This window comes from Pandoraea terrae (genome assembly GCF_902459695.1).
GTDB lineage: Bacteria > Pseudomonadota > Gammaproteobacteria > Burkholderiales > Burkholderiaceae > Pandoraea > Pandoraea terrae.
Genome location: NZ_CABPRZ010000035.1, coordinates 1 through 18,100 on the forward strand (window position 1 = coordinate 1; position 18,100 = coordinate 18,100).

17 protein-coding genes are annotated in these 18,100 nt (G+C 61.3%); 9 read left to right on the top strand and 8 right to left on the bottom strand.

The window, feature by feature from the left end; all coding sequences use genetic code 11:
• From PTE30175_RS25585 to PTE30175_RS25605, 5 genes are all read left to right on the top strand, one after another.
• Nucleotides 1-648: class I adenylate-forming enzyme family protein (locus PTE30175_RS25585; protein ID WP_150699886.1), on the top strand; the 648-nt coding region annotated here is incomplete at its 5' end.
• 107 nt (nucleotides 649-755) lie between these two features.
• Entirely contained in the window at nucleotides 756-1,427 is a 672-nt protein-coding gene (locus tag PTE30175_RS25590; RefSeq protein ID WP_191629220.1) for a TetR/AcrR family transcriptional regulator, read from the top strand.
• A 111-nt stretch (nucleotides 1,428-1,538) separates the two neighbouring features.
• Nucleotides 1,539-2,276, top strand: a complete 738-nt coding sequence (locus tag PTE30175_RS25595; protein WP_150699888.1) for a hypothetical protein — start codon at nucleotides 1,539-1,541, stop codon at nucleotides 2,274-2,276.
• A 75-nt stretch (nucleotides 2,277-2,351) separates the two neighbouring features.
• Nucleotides 2,352-2,951 carry a cytochrome c oxidase subunit 3 gene (locus PTE30175_RS25600; RefSeq protein WP_150699889.1) on the top strand — a complete coding sequence of 200 codons (600 nt, stop codon included), beginning with the start codon at nucleotides 2,352-2,354 and terminating at the stop codon, nucleotides 2,949-2,951.
• Nucleotides 2,948-3,220, top strand: a complete 273-nt coding sequence (locus PTE30175_RS25605) for a cytochrome C oxidase subunit IV family protein (protein WP_150699890.1) — start codon at nucleotides 2,948-2,950, stop codon at nucleotides 3,218-3,220. Before PTE30175_RS25600 ends, PTE30175_RS25605 begins: the two co-directional genes overlap by 4 nt.
• A 93-nt stretch (nucleotides 3,221-3,313) precedes the next feature.
• Here the strand turns inward: PTE30175_RS25605 and PTE30175_RS25610 are convergent, their stop codons facing one another.
• From PTE30175_RS25610 to PTE30175_RS25630, 5 genes are all read right to left on the bottom strand, one after another.
• On the bottom strand, nucleotides 3,314-3,787 hold the full coding sequence (locus PTE30175_RS25610) for a MarR family winged helix-turn-helix transcriptional regulator (protein ID WP_150699891.1): 474 nt from the start codon (nucleotides 3,785-3,787) through the stop codon (nucleotides 3,314-3,316).
• Between the two features lie 103 nt (nucleotides 3,788-3,890).
• Nucleotides 3,891-5,297: an efflux transporter outer membrane subunit gene (locus PTE30175_RS25615; RefSeq protein ID WP_224788973.1), complete on the bottom strand. Its 1,407-nt coding sequence runs from the start codon at nucleotides 5,295-5,297 to the stop codon at nucleotides 3,891-3,893.
• Between the two features lie 20 nt (nucleotides 5,298-5,317).
• The gene (locus tag PTE30175_RS25620) at nucleotides 5,318-6,169 is read right to left on the bottom strand and encodes an efflux RND transporter periplasmic adaptor subunit (RefSeq protein ID WP_263596302.1); all 852 of its coding nucleotides are present in this window, start codon (nucleotides 6,167-6,169) and stop codon (nucleotides 5,318-5,320) included.
• 54 nt (nucleotides 6,170-6,223) lie between these two features.
• Nucleotides 6,224-6,430: a DUF1656 domain-containing protein gene (locus tag PTE30175_RS25625; RefSeq protein ID WP_150699894.1), complete on the bottom strand. Its 207-nt coding sequence runs from the start codon at nucleotides 6,428-6,430 to the stop codon at nucleotides 6,224-6,226.
• A complete protein-coding gene (locus PTE30175_RS25630) occupies nucleotides 6,427-8,292 on the bottom strand; it encodes an FUSC family protein (RefSeq protein ID WP_150699895.1) in 1,866 nt (621 codons plus the stop codon). The genes PTE30175_RS25625 and PTE30175_RS25630 overlap by 4 nt, the downstream gene beginning before the upstream one ends.
• Nucleotides 8,293-8,598: 306 nt before the next feature.
• Here PTE30175_RS25630 and PTE30175_RS25635 point away from each other — a divergent pair, with 306 nt between their 5' ends.
• On the top strand, nucleotides 8,599-8,994 hold the full coding sequence (locus PTE30175_RS25635; protein ID WP_150699896.1) for a hypothetical protein: 396 nt from the start codon (nucleotides 8,599-8,601) through the stop codon (nucleotides 8,992-8,994).
• A 1,082-nt stretch (nucleotides 8,995-10,076) separates the two neighbouring features.
• Nucleotides 10,077-10,664 carry a cytochrome b gene (locus PTE30175_RS25645; RefSeq protein WP_150699897.1) on the top strand — a complete coding sequence of 196 codons (588 nt, stop codon included), beginning with the start codon at nucleotides 10,077-10,079 and terminating at the stop codon, nucleotides 10,662-10,664.
• A 29-nt stretch (nucleotides 10,665-10,693) separates the two neighbouring features.
• On the opposite strand, the gene PTE30175_RS25650 is transcribed toward PTE30175_RS25645, so the two are convergent.
• Nucleotides 10,694-11,677 carry a fumarylacetoacetate hydrolase family protein gene (locus tag PTE30175_RS25650; protein ID WP_150699898.1) on the bottom strand — a complete coding sequence of 328 codons (984 nt, stop codon included), beginning with the start codon at nucleotides 11,675-11,677 and terminating at the stop codon, nucleotides 10,694-10,696.
• A gap of 148 nt (nucleotides 11,678-11,825) precedes the next feature.
• Nucleotides 11,826-13,097 carry an MFS transporter gene (locus PTE30175_RS25655; RefSeq protein WP_150699899.1) on the bottom strand — a complete coding sequence of 424 codons (1,272 nt, stop codon included), beginning with the start codon at nucleotides 13,095-13,097 and terminating at the stop codon, nucleotides 11,826-11,828.
• A gap of 964 nt (nucleotides 13,098-14,061) precedes the next feature.
• Between PTE30175_RS25655 and PTE30175_RS25660 the strand changes: the two genes are divergently transcribed.
• Complete coding sequence (locus PTE30175_RS25660) at nucleotides 14,062-15,114, top strand: LacI family DNA-binding transcriptional regulator (protein ID WP_150699900.1); 1,053 nt, start codon at nucleotides 14,062-14,064, stop codon at nucleotides 15,112-15,114.
• A 324-nt stretch (nucleotides 15,115-15,438) separates the two neighbouring features.
• Here PTE30175_RS25660 and PTE30175_RS25665 read toward each other — a convergent pair whose 3' ends face one another.
• A complete protein-coding gene (locus PTE30175_RS25665; RefSeq protein ID WP_150699901.1) occupies nucleotides 15,439-16,596 on the bottom strand; it encodes a porin in 1,158 nt (385 codons plus the stop codon).
• Between the two features lie 526 nt (nucleotides 16,597-17,122).
• Here PTE30175_RS25665 and PTE30175_RS25670 point away from each other — a divergent pair.
• Nucleotides 17,123-18,085: a C-terminal binding protein gene (locus tag PTE30175_RS25670; RefSeq protein ID WP_150699902.1), complete on the top strand. Its 963-nt coding sequence runs from the start codon at nucleotides 17,123-17,125 to the stop codon at nucleotides 18,083-18,085.
• The last annotated feature ends 15 nt before the right edge of the window (nucleotides 18,086-18,100 follow it).

Consider the following 18,100-nt stretch of genomic DNA (forward strand, 5'->3'; position numbering starts at 1 on the left):
TGTGGCATGACCGAGACCGCCGGCATCTACGCCTTGAGCGAGCGCGCCGACTCAGCGCTCGAACGCGCCACCAACCAAGGCAAGCCGGTCCCCGGCATCGAGGTGCGGATCGTGGACTTCGAGACCGGCGAGGATGCGCGGCCCGGCGAAGTCGGCGAGATCCTCGTGCGCGGCTACTGCGTCATGGACGGCTACCATCACGACCCCGTGAAGACCGCCGCGGCGCTCGACCCCGAGCGCTGGCTTCACACCGGCGACCTCTATCGCCAGGCGTCCGACGGCAGTCTGACCTTCCACGGCCGAACCAAGGACATGCTCAAGGTCGGCGGCGAGAACGTGGCAGCCATCGAACTCGAGGCGTTCCTGTGCGAACACCCCGCGGTCAAGCTCGCCGAGGTCGTGGGACGGCCCGATGCGCGCCTCGACGAGGTCCCCGTCGCCTTCGTCGAGTTGCAACCCGGCGCACAACTGTGCGCCGAGGCGCTCATCGAGTTCTGCAAAGGGCGCATCGCCAGCTTCAAGGTCCCGCGCGCCGTGTATTTCGTCGCGCCCGGCGCCTGGCCAATGTCCGCCACCAAGGTCGACAAACGTGCCCTGCGGCAACGCCTGCTCGACATCGAACAGCAGCCAGCTTGCGATTGCATTTAAACGCCGCCCTCAGCGGAAATCCGAGGCGAATCCGAGTGCGGTGCAGCCACCCTGCGGATTACACTGGATCAATGCAGCGACGCCAGGTAACGAATAAAGGACACCAAATGATGCACGAAGGCGAGTCAAACGGGAGCATCTGGCGCAAGCAGCCGAAGCAGGGACGTTCCATCTGCACCGTGCAAAGCATCCTGCAAGCGGCTGAGGAGTTGTTCACCGCCCAGGGTTACGACGCGACGACGGCGGAAGACATCGTTTTGCGCGCGGGCATCGGTGTGGGCTCCCTGTACGACTACTTTCCCAACAAGAAAGCGATCGCGCTGGCCTTGCTGGAGAACATCTCGATGGGAATCGCCGACGGTTCGCGCCTGCTCTTCGTCGAGCACGGCAAGGAACCAATAGAAACAAGTCTTCCCAAGGTGATCCGCAAGATCTATTTGAGCTACAAGCGTCACAAGAGTGTGTTGATCCACCTGGTCAACGAGGTGCCTGCACTGCGGCCGCTCGCCGACCTGTACTCGATAGACAAGCTGATCCATCGAACAAGCCTGATGTACCTACACATCTATGAGGAACAGGTGGGCGGAAAGGACATCGAGGCCAACCACCAGTTTCTCAACCTTGTCTTCACGGCCAGCATCAAGCATTACCTATCGGAATCGACGCACGTCATCGATGAAGAGGCGTTTCTTGACCGTCTTGCGTCGATGATCTTGAACACACTGATGCCGACCGGCAGGGATTCATCAGGCGCGGTGATCCCCTTGCGACCATCGTGACGAGTAAAGCAGGCGCGCGCGGCGGATTGGGCCACGCATTGATCGGACCGCGTTCCGATGCGCCTCCGGCAGGACGATACGCGGCAACGAATTTTCACAAAGGAGACTGAGATGGAGAAGGACAGCAAGCGATTGATCGAGATTGCGGTAGCGTGGTGCGGCCCACTGTTTGTGCTGGGCTACATCGTCTTTTGGGCCATTCTTGGCCATAACGTGCCGCCGCCCAATATGATGGCCATGACACCGGAACAACTGGTAACCGGGTACTACGCAAAGTTTCAGCAAGACATTGCAATCGGCATGATCGGGTGCTGCGTGGTCGGGATGCTCTATCTCCCGTGGTCGCTGTTGCTTGCTACCAGACTCCGCGACGAAGACGGCTCCCTCGGGATCACCGGCCTCATGGAAGCCGCGGGCGGCACGCTTACGGCTTGGGTGCTCGCATTCTGTCCAGCGATCTGGGGCGCCTGCGCTGTCCTGGCGAACAGTATCGATCCGGCCATAATCAAGTCGATGCACGTATTCGCATGGGTCATTTACGACTGCACCTTCATGATTACATCGGTGCAGCTTGCGGGACTTGGCTTGCACACCGTTTTGAATAGAAAACGGAACATTTTCCCAGCCTGGGCGGGTTGGTGCGCTATTGCCGTGGGGATCATCTTCCTACCGCTGGTGCTGATTCCCTTCGTCCACGAGGGGCCCTTCACGTTGGCCGGCACGTGGAATTTTTACGTCGTCTTCGGCACCTGGTTATTTGCCTTCTTCTGCCCTTACAGCTACTACATGTTGAAGGATCTCTCACGCGACAACAGCACGCGTGAGACCGCCTTCGTCCATTCTCACTGATACCGCGGTCACGAATTACAACAGCGCGCCCCCTCGCTTCGTACCCTTGCGCTTCCTGAACAAGGAGATTTCTGCATGCAGAAGGATGCACGTCGACTGAACGCGGCGCCAAGTGCTCGAATGCCGGGCACCGAAGGCATATGGACCTTCGTATTTATCGACATGTGCATCTTTCTGCTGATTTTTCTCACCTTTATGAGCGAGCGGCTGCGTTACCTGGCACTATACACAGCATCCCAGCGACAACTGAATGAATGGTTTGGCCTGGCCAATACGTTGATTCTGTTGACCAGCTCGTGGACGATCATGAAGGCGGTTCAGTCTGCGAGACAGGCCGTGCCGAAACGCGCCTCCCAATATCTTGCCCTGACTCTTTTTCTCGGTTTCGCGTTTGCAGTAAACAAACTGCGCGAGTACGCATCGGAACTTGGCGCGGGTGTCACACCAGCGACCAACCCGTTCTTCTCATTTTATTTTTTCATCACCGTTGCTCACTTTCTACACGTGCTCGCCGGCATGCTATTCATGGGTGTTTGCTGGCACCAGATGAGAACACACAGCCGGACAACGCGTTTTCTGTCGACCCTGGAAAATGTCGGGCTCTTCTGGCATTACGTGGACGTTCTGTGGATCTTCATCTTCCCATCGCTTTACCTCCTCGGCAGATTCTCATGAAGGGGGCTCGGCGGACGCCAACATTGACCTGGGCGACTTTGGTCAGCCTTACCGCTCTTTCTGTCTTCGTGGCCGAGAAAGGCTGGCCGGGTACGTATTCGTCGGCCATCATCATTCTGATAACGACAGCAAAATCACGGATGGTGATTCTTCATTACATGGAGGCCAGGCATGCGCCAGCGCGATGGCGTTTCCTCTATGAGCTCTGGAACCTCGCCGCGGCAACCACATTCATGCTCGGCTATTTCATGGGCGCAAGCGTCATTTGACGACACTGCGTAGACCGTCCCAGTGTCAACACGTGTGACCTTAAATTCTCACCGCTTCCCGGTCCAGCTCCAAGGGTTCACTCCAACGGTGGGTCAGGACTTAGTGGAAACCAACGGCGATTCTTCTGCGAGGTACCGGATCGACCGCTCCTCCAGCAAGCGCAGCACACGCGTGGCAGTCTCTACGTCCGCGTTGGGAATATCGCCAAGCAGGTTCACGCGCAGCGCCGATGCGGTCTTTTCCAGGCGCTCCGCCACCTGCCTGCCCTTGCGCGTCAGCTTCACCAGCTTGATGCGACGGTCTGAGGGCGCGTCATGACGATCCAGCAGCCCTTCCGCTTCGCCCTGGTCCAGCAGCCTGACAATGGCAGTCGGGTTGACACCCACCTCGTCGGCAAGCATCTTCTGGTGCACGTCCGGGTTGCGGTGGACCAGCACGAGTACCACGGCTAGGGACATGGTCAGGCTTTCGTCTGCCATGACCGTTGCCGCCGCCTGGGTCCAGGCGCGCTTGGCCGGCTGGATCGACCCGGTAAAGGAAAGCAAGGTGTGCTCGATGGCATTCATGATGGTTCATCGCGCCTGCGGCTGCGCAGGCGCCATTCCGGCAGTGAGAAAATGCTTCGATCCTAGCGCTATTTCAGTGCCTTCTCAATGATTGCTTTATCTATTATTCAAGCGGGCGTGCCGTCGCCTCCCAGCCGCCGCCGAGTGCCAGAAAGATCCTGACCCTGTCGCTGGCAAGCGTGGCGTCGGAGGCGGCCAGTGCGCCCTCGGCAATGGCCAGCGTCCTCTCCGTATCGAGCCGCTCCAGGCCGGATACCGTGCCGCCGGCGGCGAGCCGCTGCTCGACTAGCGCGGCGGCCAGGCTGGCATCGCGGGCCAGGCGCAGGCGCTCGTTCTCCTCAAGATGGCGGACGTAGAGCGTTAGCGCGCTTTCCGCTTCGCGCAGCGCGTTTAGCACGGTGCCGTCGAACTGGGCCAGTGCGGCGCGGGCCGTGGCACTGGCCTCGTCGATGCGTGCCCTGGCCACTCGGTGGTTGGGAAATGACCAGGAGATCACGGGACCCAGACCGTATTGAAGGGCCGCGCCGCTGAACGGCTCGGTCCCCATGCGAAAGATCGTGCCGAGGTTCGCCCCGAGCGTGACGGTGGGATACAGGCCCGCGGTTTTCACGCCGATCACGGCGGTCGCGGCCGCCAGCTCACGCTCGGCGCGGCGGATATCGGGACGGCGACGGATCAGCCCGGCGGCATCGCCAACCGGCAACGGCCGGCTCAGCGCGGGCATGGTCTCGCACTGCGCCAGGGCCGGCGGGAATTCGGTCGGCGGATGTCCTGTCAGCACCGCCAGGTTGTAGAGCGCGGTCCTGCGGGCGCCCTCGAGCGGTGGCACCACGGCTTCCAGCTGCGCGAGCAGCGTCTCGGAACGCAAGGTGTCGCGCGTCGAGTAGATGCCGGCCGACGCCCCCCTGGCAGTCAGTGCCAGGCTCTGCCGCTGCAACGCCACCGATTGGCGCGCCACCTTCAGGCGGGCGCCGGCGGCACAGGCGTCGGTGTAGGCGCTGACGACACCAGCCGCCACGGTGACCTGCGCCAGTTCGTACGCGGACTGGCGCGCCTGCGCACTGGCGTCGACCGCCTCCAGCGCGCGGCGGATGCGGCCCGCCACGTCGACCTCGTAGGCGATCCCCAGGCCGGCATTGACGACGCCGTGCGTCCCGGTGGACGGGCCGATCCCCTGCGTGGACGCCTGCCCAACCGACACCCCTGCATCAACGGCCGCCTGCACGCCATAGGCGGCCCGCGCTTCCTCAGCTTCCGCCCGCGCGCGCTCCAGGTTTGCCAGCACCACGCGCAGGTCGCTGTTGACGCGCAGCGCCTCCGCTACCAAGGTATCGAGCTGCGCGTTGTCGTACAGACGCCACCAGTGTGGCGGCAATGGGTCGCTCGACAGCGCATCCGGACGGACCGCCTCGAAAGCGGCAGCGTGTACGGCAGGCCCTTGCGGCGCAACATAATCCGGTCCGACCGCAGAGCAGGCCGACAATGCCGCACCCGCTGCGACGACGGCCAAGGTCGCAAAGTTCCTCAATCTCATGGCTTGCCGGCGCCACCGCCCTCGACCAGCGACACCGTCACCGTGCGGCCGGCGACCAGCGTCACATCCGGCGGCACTTCATCCAGCGCGATGCGCACAGGCACGCGCTGCGCCAGCCGGATCCAACTGAACGTCGGGTTCACGTTCGCCAGCAGCATGCCGGGCGCGGTTGTCCGCTCCCTGTCCTCGATGCCGGCCGACACCCCTTCAACATGACCGTGCAGCGATCGGTCTTCGCCCATCAGGCGCACCAGCGCGGGCATGCCGGGCCGCATGCGTGCCAGCTTGGTTTCCTCGAAATAGCCGGAAACATAGAAACTGTCACGGTCCAGCAGTGCCATCACCGGCTGGCCGGCCGTGGCATAGGCGCCGGGCCGCAGCGAGAAGTTGGTCACGATGCCGTTGACGGGTGCCACCACCCTCGCCCGCTCCAGGTTGATCCGTGCACGGTCCCGGCTGGCAAGAGCCTGGGCGTGCCGTGCCCGCGCCTCTTCGACCGCGGAACGCCGGGTGTCCACTTCCTGCGGTGCCACCACATCGGCGAGCGCCCGGTATCGTTTGTCTTCGCGCTGCGCCGAAGCCAGTTGTGCCTGCGCAGTTGCCACCGCAGCTTCGGCTTCAGCCAGGTCATTCGTCAGGCGAACCGTGTCGATCACGAACAGAGTTTGGCCACGGTGCACCACCTGGTTGTCGTGGACCATGACCGCCTCCACGCGCCCCGAGACGTCGGCCGCCAGCGGTATCGTGTCGGCCCGCAACCTTCCGTCTCGGGTCTGCGGCGCATAGGTGTAGTAGGCGTAGAGCTGCCACAGCGTCCAGGCCGCCAGCAGCGCCAGCAGCACGGTCACGCCGATCCTGAGCGCCTGGTGGGGAGATGTCTTTTGACTCATGGAATGGAACGACTAATTGAGGACCCAAAGCAGCAAAAAGGCCGCGCCGGCCAGCAGGGTGAGCAGAGCCATGTCGAACAGGGGCCGGTTCCAGACCAGCCGGTAGAGCCCGGTTCGCTCCAGCACCCTGGACACGGCCGTCCGTGCCATCAGGCCCGACAGCAGGCACAGCAGCAATGGCGAGAAGAAAACCCCGGCGATATCGAACTCACCGATCATGCGCCTGCCTCCAGCGCGGCCGAAGCTTCCGGCAGCGCGAGCCGCAGCCCGACCAGGCCACGCATGACCGCATGGCGCTCCGGCCCCGCTGCCGCCGCGGCCATGCGCAGTGCACGGTCCAGTTGTGGCCGGATCGCTTCGAGCTGCGCCTTGTGGTCGAGGCCGGCGCGGATGCCCGTCAGCAGTGACTCCACCGTGTGGCGCAAGTCTCCCGCCCGCGATCCGGCCAGTTGACGCAGCGAAGCGATCGCCATTCCCGCGCGCAACAGCGCGAGCTGCGGTCCAGCCATGTCGTCACCGCTGTCAACCGGCGCGTTCCGGCCGATCATGCCCGCGATCCGGTCAAGGGCACGGTTGGCGTAGCCGTCTGGGTCCGCGGCGTCGGCCTGCCGCGTCACGCGCTGCAAGTCGACGCGGCTGGCCTGCAGCAGACGCTGCACAGCATGGGCCGAGCCCATGCGCCGGACCATGCCGATGCACTCCTGGGCCACCAGGATACCCAGCAAGGAACTCAGGCAACTCTCCAGGAACACACCGAATTCAACCGGGCTATACACCGCCTGGAGGTTGGTATTGCCCAGTCCTATGCCAAGCAGCAGGATTGCCATGGAATTAGAGGCGGCCCAGGCGCCGATCGGCAGCATGAGCAGCGCCAGCCCCACTACCAGCAGAGGAAAGTCCGCCGCCATGGGCAGGAGGCCATAGCTGATCACCGCCGCCAGCACCAGCGCCATCGCGCTGAAGCGCGCGAACGTCCGGATTGCCTTGCCGGCCTCGTCCAGGTTGCCGAAGAAGCCCACCGCCACCATGCCCATCAGGACCGCATTGGCGCCGTACGACCACCCCGTCACCCACCACAGGCCACAAAGCAACGCATAGGCAAGCAGGATGCCGCCCGACACGCGCGCGGCCAGGCCGACATCCGGCGGCAACGGAAACGCCCTCGCCTGCCAGACACGCTGCGCCAGGTCGGCTGCCAGCGCTACGCCGTGCGTCAGCGAGGCGTTGATCTGTCCGACTTCCGACCACAGCGCGGTGAGCTCGGCGACCAGTTCCTGGTGGCCCTGCGTGAGCAGCCCGGCCACCTGCTCATCCGTGTCACCGGGCACGACGCGGCCATATGCCATCAGGCCCGACAGCATCGGCACCAGGCGTAGCAAGCGGCCCTGGATCGCGAATACGCACTGGCGCTTCCAGGCACTGACGTGCGGGTCATAGGCAAGCTGGCCGGCCAGCGTCGACATCGCCGCAATATCCACGATGACGCGGCTGCGGTCCGCGCGGGCAGTCGCGTCATCCCTGTGGCCCGACATCGCATCGTCGATCCACGCCCCCATGTGATCCAGCCACGACTGCAGCCGCGCGTGCAGCGCCGGCGCCAGTGAGCGCGGCGCCACGATGCTGTCGACGAAGGCACAGCAGGCAATGCCCAAACCGATCTCACACACGCGCTCGACCGCGGTGTCGAACATGTGCCCAGGGGCATCCACGCCGGCTACGGCGACAATTATCAGCGTCACACCGAAGAGCTGGGCCCCGTAGGCACGAGGTGTGCGGTCGAGTAACGCGACCGCAAAGGCCAGTGTCGAGACAACACCGGCGCACACGATCATCAAATGCGGGACATTGGCCAACGCACTGGCCAGCAACAGCGACGCGATACCCGCGCAAAGGGTCCCGCAGAAACGGTATATCGCCTTGGTGTGGATGGCGCCCGTGGTCGGGTTCATGACTACGCAGCACGTCACCACCGCCCAATAGCTCTGCGGCAACCCGACACGCACGGAGACCGCATAGGCGATCATCCCCGCCAGGAATAACTTGATGGCAAACACCCACCGGTTCGGATCGAATATTTTCATTGCAAGCTCCTGGCTGCAGCACGCCACAGCGATGGCGCTTTCTGCTGCACGGGATGGCTCATCGGCGGCGGTGCCGACGCATCGAGAAAATTACGTCCAAATCAGTGCTTTGTCAATGATTTAATTGTGCACGATATTGCGACAATAACGTGTACCCTGCGTCGAATTCCAAAGCCGCTGCGCCAGGCTGCGCTGGACGCTCTCGGGCCAGGCATCGCCCCCTTCATTTGATGGAATCAACGGCCGATTGAACATGCAAGAAAGCAGTACGACACGACCTGCTGGTTGTCGCTCTCACGGCGTCTCGTGACCGAGCTCGAGAAGCGTGGCCGAGTCGCGAGCCGATACGAATTGCGAACCGCACTGTCCGACGTGAAGCTGATCACCTTGTCGGCGGCGCTCAGCACAACTCCGGCGTTGCGGCTTGTCTGCAGGGGCATCTATGCCCTTGTTGGATGGCCTCTAAACCCGACAGCATTTGCCCGCGCTGCCTCGCCAGGCGAAGGCACGCCAAACAGGATCGAGGTACGTCTCGATGCTGATGGCAGTGTTAGCTTCCCCTTTGTTCTCACCGAGTTCGCTGTAGAGAACAAGACCCTCCATATTCCGGCGGCCGGAGTACAAGTCGTGCCGGCCTGTATTGCATTCCCGACTTCGGGGCAACCGCTGAGTGTGTCAACCGTTCTTCAGGCGCTACTGTGATTAACCGTCTTGTGCACGAGATGCTCGCGCAGGGCTACGACGCAGGTGACATAGTGAGAATCTCTATCCATCCCACGAGCCGAACCATCGCTCTCGCGTCTGATGATGACGCCCACGCGGCCGCAGAATAGACTGCGGCGTTGCGGTGCGACGCCCCGGCAGCCGATAGGGTCGTAAAGCAGCTTGGAATACATCCGGGCCTCCTGCGCAAAAAAAGGAGCCCGCCGGCCTCCCGGAAGGGAGACGTGGCGGGCGGGTTTCCGGTTGGTGCTTTACGTGGTTGGCGACGGTGTCGCGCACGGTTCATCGTCATGCTCGGGGAACTCGTTGCGATCTCCCAAAGCGACTTCGGCGATATATCGCGCACATGCGACATAGTCGATTTTGTTGCCCACGACCGTGTCTCGCGTGATTTCACCACCCAGCCCGTCGAGGCACTGTTGAACCTTGGACAACGCAGCGCGAAGGCCTGCGACCTGGCGTTCGAGCGAATCCCGGCTGGTCTCGAAGGCCTTGCCGACATCGCCCCCCCCCTATGCCGATTCCGCGAAATCTTCGCCGGCATACCTGCCGCGCGCTGGAGCATACACTGATCGCTCGCTTCGGCACACTCGGACGGTTACCGAGCCATTCCCGCTTCGAAATGACAACGGCCTGCCTGGTCTTCACGAGCGCAGCTATACCGCCTTGGTACGCGGCTACGGCCTGCGCCAGGAATTCATCACGCGCCGCATTGCCCGCAGCTGGACACGACGGTCGAGCGCGCCATTCGAACGCTCAGGCGCAATGCGTGCACCGGCATCGCTTCGAGACGCTGCAGTTCGCCAGCCGCTTCGCAGCCGCCTGCCCGCCGCTAACTCACGGACGGCGCGCCTTCCAGGTTCTCCTTTCGAGGCTTCGGATTCCTGGTGGCAACAAATTGCTAACGTACGCATCAATAGGGAAAACGATCATTGGCATTCGTTACCCCACGCCGTACCTTTAATGCTAACGTTAGCCTTCCAGTCGCACCTGATTACCCCCGGCGCTACCGGCCTGATGCAACAAGATTCGCCCTCACCCGAACAGCAGAGGAGACCCACATGCAGAGGAGTTACACGCCCGTCGCCAAGGCCCTTCATTGGACCATGGCTATTGTGATCATCGTCGCCTGGGCGGCCGGCTACTACTCCAGTACGCTTAGCTTGCCGCAGAAGATTCAAACCGACAGCATCATGCTGCACAAGTCGATCGCGACAATCACGCTGTTTTTGTTAGCGGCACGGATTCCATGGAGATTCATACATGGCGCGCCCGCCCATTCGTCCGATAGGCCGCGCTTGGAGTGCGTGGCTGCGCGTGTGGGGCACCTTCTGCTGTACGTCTGTATGGTGGCGCTGCCGTTGTCCGGTTGGCTTTGGAGTTCTGCCGCAGGTTACAAAATTCCCGTAGCAGGCCTCTTCTTTATACCGCCGTTGATGGCCAAGACACCAGCGCTTTCACCGATTTTCAAACAGGTTCACATGTTGCTGGCCTACACAATCGCGGTACTCGTCTGCGGACATGTACTCATGGCGCTGAAGCATCACTTCATCGACCGCGGCGACTCGCTCGTATCAATGCTGCCGTCATGGTGGCCGTACCGTCGCGGTGGTAACGAAGGAACGCAGCGCCCCATTTCACACGGGTAGCAAAACGTGGGGCACGAATAATAAGCGTGTTAGAACCGCAGGCTTGTACAGATGACCCGTTGATGCCCCAAGCCGAACACGCCGGCCTCTACGACATCGCCGACGCGCAGATAGCGCCCGTAATGACTGCCGATTCCCGCGGGCGTGCCGGTGCAGATCAAGTCGCCAGGCTGCAACGAAACCTGTGTCGACAGATATGCGATCTGCTCAGTGATGCCGAAAATCATGTCGCTAGCCACGCCGTCCTGCATCAGCTCACCGTTAAGGCGCAGCCATGGCCGCAGCTCAGAAGGGTCTTCGATTTCCCATGCGGGCACAAGCCATGGCCCTGTCGGCAGCCAGCCTCGCCGTGATTTCGACTGCAGCCAATCAGTACCGAACGTCGGCAGTTCGCGTCGAAACACACGGTCGCGCAGCGTAATATCGTTGACCACACAATAGCCGGCAATGTACTCGAGCGCATGCGCCGGTTCGACATGGCTTGCGGGGTGCCCGATTACGACTCCGATCTCGGCTTCCCAGTCGAGCGTCGAATCTTGCGCTTCAATAGAAAGCGGATCGTACGGCCCCGACACCGAAGCCGATCCTTTAAGGCATACGTACGGAGCACCATCACGACTGCGGCTCTCGATCGCGGCGAGCGCCGCATCGCGCCGGGTCGCCGCTTGTGGCCCTTGAGGTCCGTCATCGGCATCGAGGGCAGCCTGCATGAGCTGGCTGCGATAGTTCCCAATAGTGCAATAAACCTGCCGCGGAGCGACAGGCTCGTGCAGATTAAAATCGGAAACCTCGGCACCATGCTCCGCGAACAATTTCCGCATAATTTCCGCGGCGCGTAGCGCCTTCAGTATGTCCGCGTTGGACGCCCAATTATCGAGAAACTCAGCCATCGTGCTGGTCCCACGAAGGCCCGCCGAGCGCCAGTGCGCCAAGGCGATCACTCGCTCTTCGAAAAGCAACGCCGGAAACGGCGTGCACGCGGCAACCGAGACATTCACCAGTACCAGGGACATGACAATCCAATCTTGATGGGTTGACGGGAAACGCGAGGCATCGGCACACATAGGTCTTGTTTAAAGAGATTCTGCGCCACGATCTGGCTAACAGGCGGCGGCCGATTCGAGCAATTCTCGATAACGGCCGCAACCCATCGCATCGCCACTAGAGCGGCGCGTCGCCTTTGCGGTTGATGCCCGTTACGATGTCGCCGCTCGCAGTTGCGGCAGCGCGCCGGCAAGGCGCGGTTTCGACGAGGAACACGGCGATACCCGCACCCGCGATGAGGCTATAAAGCGCAAAATCAATGGTTCGAGCAAGGCCGAAATGCTGTGCGATGAATCCCGCAATCACGGGCGCGACTCCGCCGCCGAAGGTCTCGCCCACTCCCGAGACGAAACCAATAGTTGACGCCACTAGCCCCAGCGGCGCAGCCTCGGTAGCCACCGGGCCGCTTAGCAAGGACAGCAGACCGATAGAGAACATCGAAACGCCAAAGAGCAGTGCGAACAACGCTTGCGGATTCGGGCCGGTGCATGAGAACAAGTACAGCAGCACGGCCGCGGCGACAAAGCCGATGAGAGCGGTCGAGCGCCGACCAATGTAGTCGGAGAGTCCCGCGAGTCCAAACGAACCGACGAAGCCTCCAAAGCCGACAGCCGAGGCGACAAAGCCCATGCTGCGTGAATCGAGATGCAGCACGGTGACCAGATAGGTCGGCACCATGGCACCAATTACAAAGATTCCGCTCATCGCACAAAGAATCGCGGCGGTCGCAACGACGACGTTGCGGCTGCTCAGCAATTCCGTCCAGCGCGGCCTGGCCGCTGGCACACCGTGCGCCACGGTCTCAGCACTGCGCTCCCGAAAATTGCGCCAAATCAACGCAGACACAATGAGGCCCGGCACCGCGGAAACCATGAATACCCAATGCCAGGAGGGTACGATTTCCAGTAGCTGCGTGGCCACGATGGGCGCAAAGCCCAGCCCCATGAGCGGCATCATGCTTAGTTGCAAGCCTTGATTCAGCCCGCGCCGCGCCGGAAGCGACGCTTCGCTGTTCGCAGCGAGGCTCGGCGGCGTAAATGCACCCTCTGCCACACCCATTGCCACGCGCAACAGCATGAGGCTCACAAAACCGGTGACAAGTCCGGACAAGCTCGAGAGCAGCGAAAAAGCGACCATCGCGATGACGAGGATCCTCTTTCGGCCGACACGGTCCGACAGAGGGCCCATCGCAATGGACCACAGCCCCCACGCAACACCGAGCACTCCGATCAGGCCACCGAGCTGCGAATAATTCAGGCTCAACTCGTTCATCATGTGCGGAAAGAGCGGCGCCATCAGCCACCGGTCGAAACCAACGAGCCCGAAACCTACGCCCATCAACACGAGCGTTTTGCGCTCGTACCTGGTGTCATGCCGTAAAGCAGTCATGAAATGTCTCCATCGATATGTTGTTCTTGCTGTCGCGTCGAGCGCGAGGTCCTCGTAGCTCTCGACCAAAGCAGTGGACGGAATCGTATAGCCCACCTCGCCTCAGAAGCTCGAGACATAGAGTGAGCCACGCTTGGTGGCCGGCGGGAACACACTCCAGCCACCATCGTCGTGTCGAAAGAAAAAGACGGTTATGAAATTACCGGAGTGCGGCAGATCGACCCGAAGACAGTGGTTTCGGCCTAGCTGGGAATGCATGACGCGACTCAGATGCAACGACGAATGCGAGTCTCGGCCAAACCACTTTTCAACCACGCTTCGCAGCGACCTGTCCTCAGTTAGCATTTCCACCTCCCCTGCGTCGGCAATGCAACACGACGCAAACGACTGGCTCCTCGATGAACGCGGCATTTCCCTATCCTGCCGCGCCTTCGTTCAATACCCACCCGCGTCACTACCGCAGCACCGAGACTAGACGCGGCCCGCCATCAGGCGGCCAGCGCTCGATACCATCGGCTTCACGACATCGCACTCCAGTGCTAACGTTAGCGTAGATTAGACCCATAAATACACCATGTCAAATGTCGTTTTCTATCGAATTCGTGCTTACGTAAGCATTGGGCGCGGGCGTAGGCGCCCTCTGACAGTAGGCACGTGAATCCGGAGAATTCGCCCTCGCGGCCTGCATTCCTCAGAACAAGAGCTTGCGACAAAGCTGCCCCTGAAGCAGGGTAGATGTGATGCGGAACGATCTTTTTATATGAATAGGGCGAACACATTACGCGGTACGCGATCGCCTCTGGCGTGGCGCAACAAATGCTATCGATAGCAATATCGATAGCCAGTCGCCACACTTGAAATTCGAGCGGAGCATGCGAGTAAAGCCAAGTCATGCGTATTGGATCCGCTATGCAGCATCCACGTAACATGCTATCGTTTTACCAAACCGTTACATTGAAACGCCATGGTCACCATCAAAGACATCGCTGCCCGCCTCCAGGTCTCGCCGTCGACGGTAGGACGCGCGCTCGCCGATGATCCGAGAATCAGCGGCGCCACGAAAAAGAAGGTCACAGAAGTTGCCAATGAAATGGGCTATGTGGCCAACCTGGCCGCGCGAATGATGCGGGGAATTTCAAGCAACCTCGTCGGCCTCGTGCTACCGGACATTCGCAACGGTTTCTACTCGACGATTGCCCATGCGCTGTCAACGTGCCTTCAAGGTGCCGGGCTTCAGCTCACGCTGTCGGAAACCGAAGACGATCGCATGGTGGAATTGCATCACATCCGAGAACTGATCAGCGCGAACGTGGCGGGCATCATCATCGTTCCCACTGCGAAACCGCATCGAGACACGGTGCGCATGCTCAAAATGTCGCCACATGTCCAGTTGATTCGCAGGCATGCCGCAATCGGCGACCAATGGTTCGGAATCGACGACACGCAAGCGATTTACGAAGCCACCAACCATCTCGTTCAGTTGGGGCATCGGCGCATCGGATACGTGGGCGGCATTGACGAGCTGCCCACAGGTGCGGCGCGTTTGCAAGGCTTTCACAAAGCACTGCCGCGCGGCGCAAAGCTTGGCTCGGCGCTTGTGCAGCTCGGCGCTCCAGGCTCGGCCGACTTTGGACGTGAAGCCGCGCGTCATTTGCTATCGCTTGCCGCGCCACCGACGGCCATCGTTGCAGGCTCAGTGCAAATCACACAAGGCGTCCTCGAGGAACTGATGGCGCAAGGCGTCCGCGCCCCTGATGACATTTCCGTCGTCGGTTTCGGCGACGAGCTGGGTTTTCGCTGGTGGGGTCCGGGACTGACCACGGTCGGCCTTCCTGTCTCCGATTTGGCAACGTCGTGCGGCCTTTGGTTTGTCCATCAAATCAAGCAAAATTCGTTTACCTCCGCACCCTACACGTCGATTTCGCCCGCAACGCTCATCGTCCGCGGCAGCACGCGTCCATTCGTTGCAGCCTCAAAAGAGCGGGCCGGCGCCCCTTTGCGCGGCGCTGCCGCTTAAGCGGACAGCCCACGGGCCGGCCAGCACGCGCGCGAGGTCGAGCACGCGGCTCGAGACGCTCCTGACAGTACGCCCTGGCCGAGTCGCGCACCATGCGCTCCTCATCGGTCAGCTGCTGATCGAGCAGAAAGGGAACATCCCACTAAAACGCCTCATATTTGTGCTTTGAGCTCATTTCGTACTCGTCAAAAAATTGATGTGCTGCAACACTATCGCTGGAAGCGTTTTAAGGCCGATAGCCTGCGTTGCTGCGGAAAACATGGAGCGCCGAAAGCGGGCGGTTGATACTTTCGCGCATCGACTGCCCGGCGATCCGCTACATCCTTAGAACCGGACGCGCAGCCCCGCGCTCGTGAGGAACTGATGGTTCGTCGACGAGGGCCCACCGCTACCCCCAATGAATGCGCCATTGAAAATCGTTCCGGCCGCGCCGCTGACGGTCTGATACTCGGCCATCAAATAGAGATCGGTGCGCTTGGACAGCGAGTACGCCGTCATCACGTTGAACTGATTCCACTTCGGCTTAGCACTGACCGAGGCACTGGAATATGAGCCGAGGGTAAACGTGTACGATGCAGCAACCACCCACGCAGGGTTGATCAGGTACCGTACGTTTGCCTCAAAGTTGTTGAAGCGCAGATCGGCAGGAGAACCCGTGGACACCGGAGTAAACGAGCTGCCGCGGTTCACAGACGTCGCATTGGTCATATGCGATTCGCTCCAGACCAGGCCAAAGGTCGCGGCGCCAACGACGTAGTTCACTCCGGCTCCCCATACTTGCTGACGTTCCGCGTGGAACGTGGCGTCGCCGGAGGTGGAAGAACCGTCGAGCGCACCGGCCGCTCCGTCGCCCGCGTGGTCGATTTGCATGAACGATGCGCTAAGCGTGAGCGGACCTCGGACATAGGTTGCCCCGGCGCTAAACGCACGGTTATCGTTGAAACCGCCGGCCTTATTGGAGAAGGCATAGAGTCCCCCGAATTTCAGGCCGTCGTAATCGATGCTCGTGTACTTCACCGAGTTATTGAGCCGGAAGAAATCCCCGAAGTTGTCGTTGTCCATCGGATGAACGAACTCCAGCCCGCCCACGAAGCTCTGAGCGAGACTTCTGGGCCCGAGATAGTCGACAACGGAATCGTATTGGCGCCCCATCGTGACTGTGCCAAAGGTCGGATCTGACAGCCCCACGTATACCTGACGGCCAAACATGCGGCCACCCTGCTGGAATGTTCCGTTCGTCCCGGTAAGCCCGTTTTCCAGCCTAAAAATCGCCTTGAGGCCACCAGCTAAGTCCTCGCTGCCGGTCAGGCCCCACCGATTGCCCACGATATTCCCTGAGGAAGCAAATACGTTACCGTGCCCGCTCTGGTTGCTCACGTACGAGATGCCGTTGTCGATCAAGCCGTAGAGCGTGACGGAATTTTGCGCATGGGCCGTGACGCAAATGCAGCTGCCGATCGCGAATGCGAGTTGCCGTTTCATTCCTTGTCTCCTGTCTATTTTTGTGTTGCCTTGGTTTGATGGTGTTACGCCGTTCGTCCGGCGAGAACGCATCCGCTGCACCTCGTACTCATCATGTCGTCAGACCATTTCCGCTGCGCCTCCCTTTTCCAAAACTTTGCTCCTGCTGGATCGAGGAAGTCGGGCACCGCGATCGCCCTCTCCAAGCCGGGTGCCTCATGCACCTCATGCGCTAACGTTAGCATTCTAAGCTAGTCTAGTGGCCTTGCCGGGACCGGACCAATAGGGGTTTTCTACAATCGTGCCCCCCCGCGTCAGCCTTGGCGCCTTTCTCCAAACCGCAATGGATTTCGTCATACGACCCTCGACTTGGCATCGATGGCCGTTTATGCTAACGTTAGTCTAAATTCCCCCAAGACCTCACCCAAGGTGGGTTTCTTCCCGCAAGCGCGGGCACGACGTGCGAGCCATTGCGCAAACCAGCGCCTGGCGTTTTGCAGCACCGAGACAGCGGTGGCTCGCACTACAACACGCTAGGTTGACACTCATGACTAACACTGTTTTCCTGACCGACTACGCCTGGCCCGACGACAGACTGGAGCGTGGCATCGTCGAATCCGCCGGAATGCGGCTCATCAGCGGACCGGCAACCCCCTTGCCTGCTTCGGAAATCGAAGCCCTTGTGCGGGAACATCGGCCTTCGGCCATCCTTACTTGTTGGGCGCCCGTTTCGGCAGAAGCCATCGCAGCTGCTCCAGATCTCAAGATCGTCGCAAGGCTCGGCGTAGGTCTCGATAACATCGCGGTCGACGCAGCGGCTGCGAGAAACGTGCTGGTCACGAATGTGCCGGACTACTGCGTCGAAGAGGTGTCCGATCACGCGGTCGGTTTCGCGCTTGCCTGGACCCGTGGCCTGATTCAATTCGATCGCGAAGTGCGCGCCGGACGCTGGGTGCCCGCTGACGCCAATCTGCGCCGCCTTGCTTCGCTGACCTGCGGACTGATCGGTTTCGGTCGCATCGGCCGCGCAACGGCCCGCAAGCTCGGGGCCTTTGGTTGCCGCCTGCTGGCGTACGACCCGTACATGCCGAAGGATGCTGCCGGCGTGCAATTCGCAAGCCTCGAGGAGCTGCTTGCACAAAGCGATATCCTCATCGTGCATGCACCGCTTACCGGCGGAACCCGGCACCTCATCAACCAGGAGCGACTTGCGCTCGTGCGGCCCGGCAGCCTCCTCATCAATGTGAGCCGCGGCGCTATCGTCGATACCGATGCGGTGATCGACGCACTGCAAAGCGGCCGGCTGTCGGCGGCCGCACTGGACGTGCTCGAATCAGAGCCCAGCGTTCCGCCCGCGCTGCTCACCGAGCGAGGCGCAATGCTGACGCCCCATGTCGCGTTTTCATCTGATGCATCGCTGCTCGAATTGCGCAGACGTGGCGCCGAAGAGGTTGTGCGCGTATTGCGCGGCGAAGCACCGCAGAATCCGTGCAATCTGCGCCGGTCATGAAGCCGGCGATTCGTT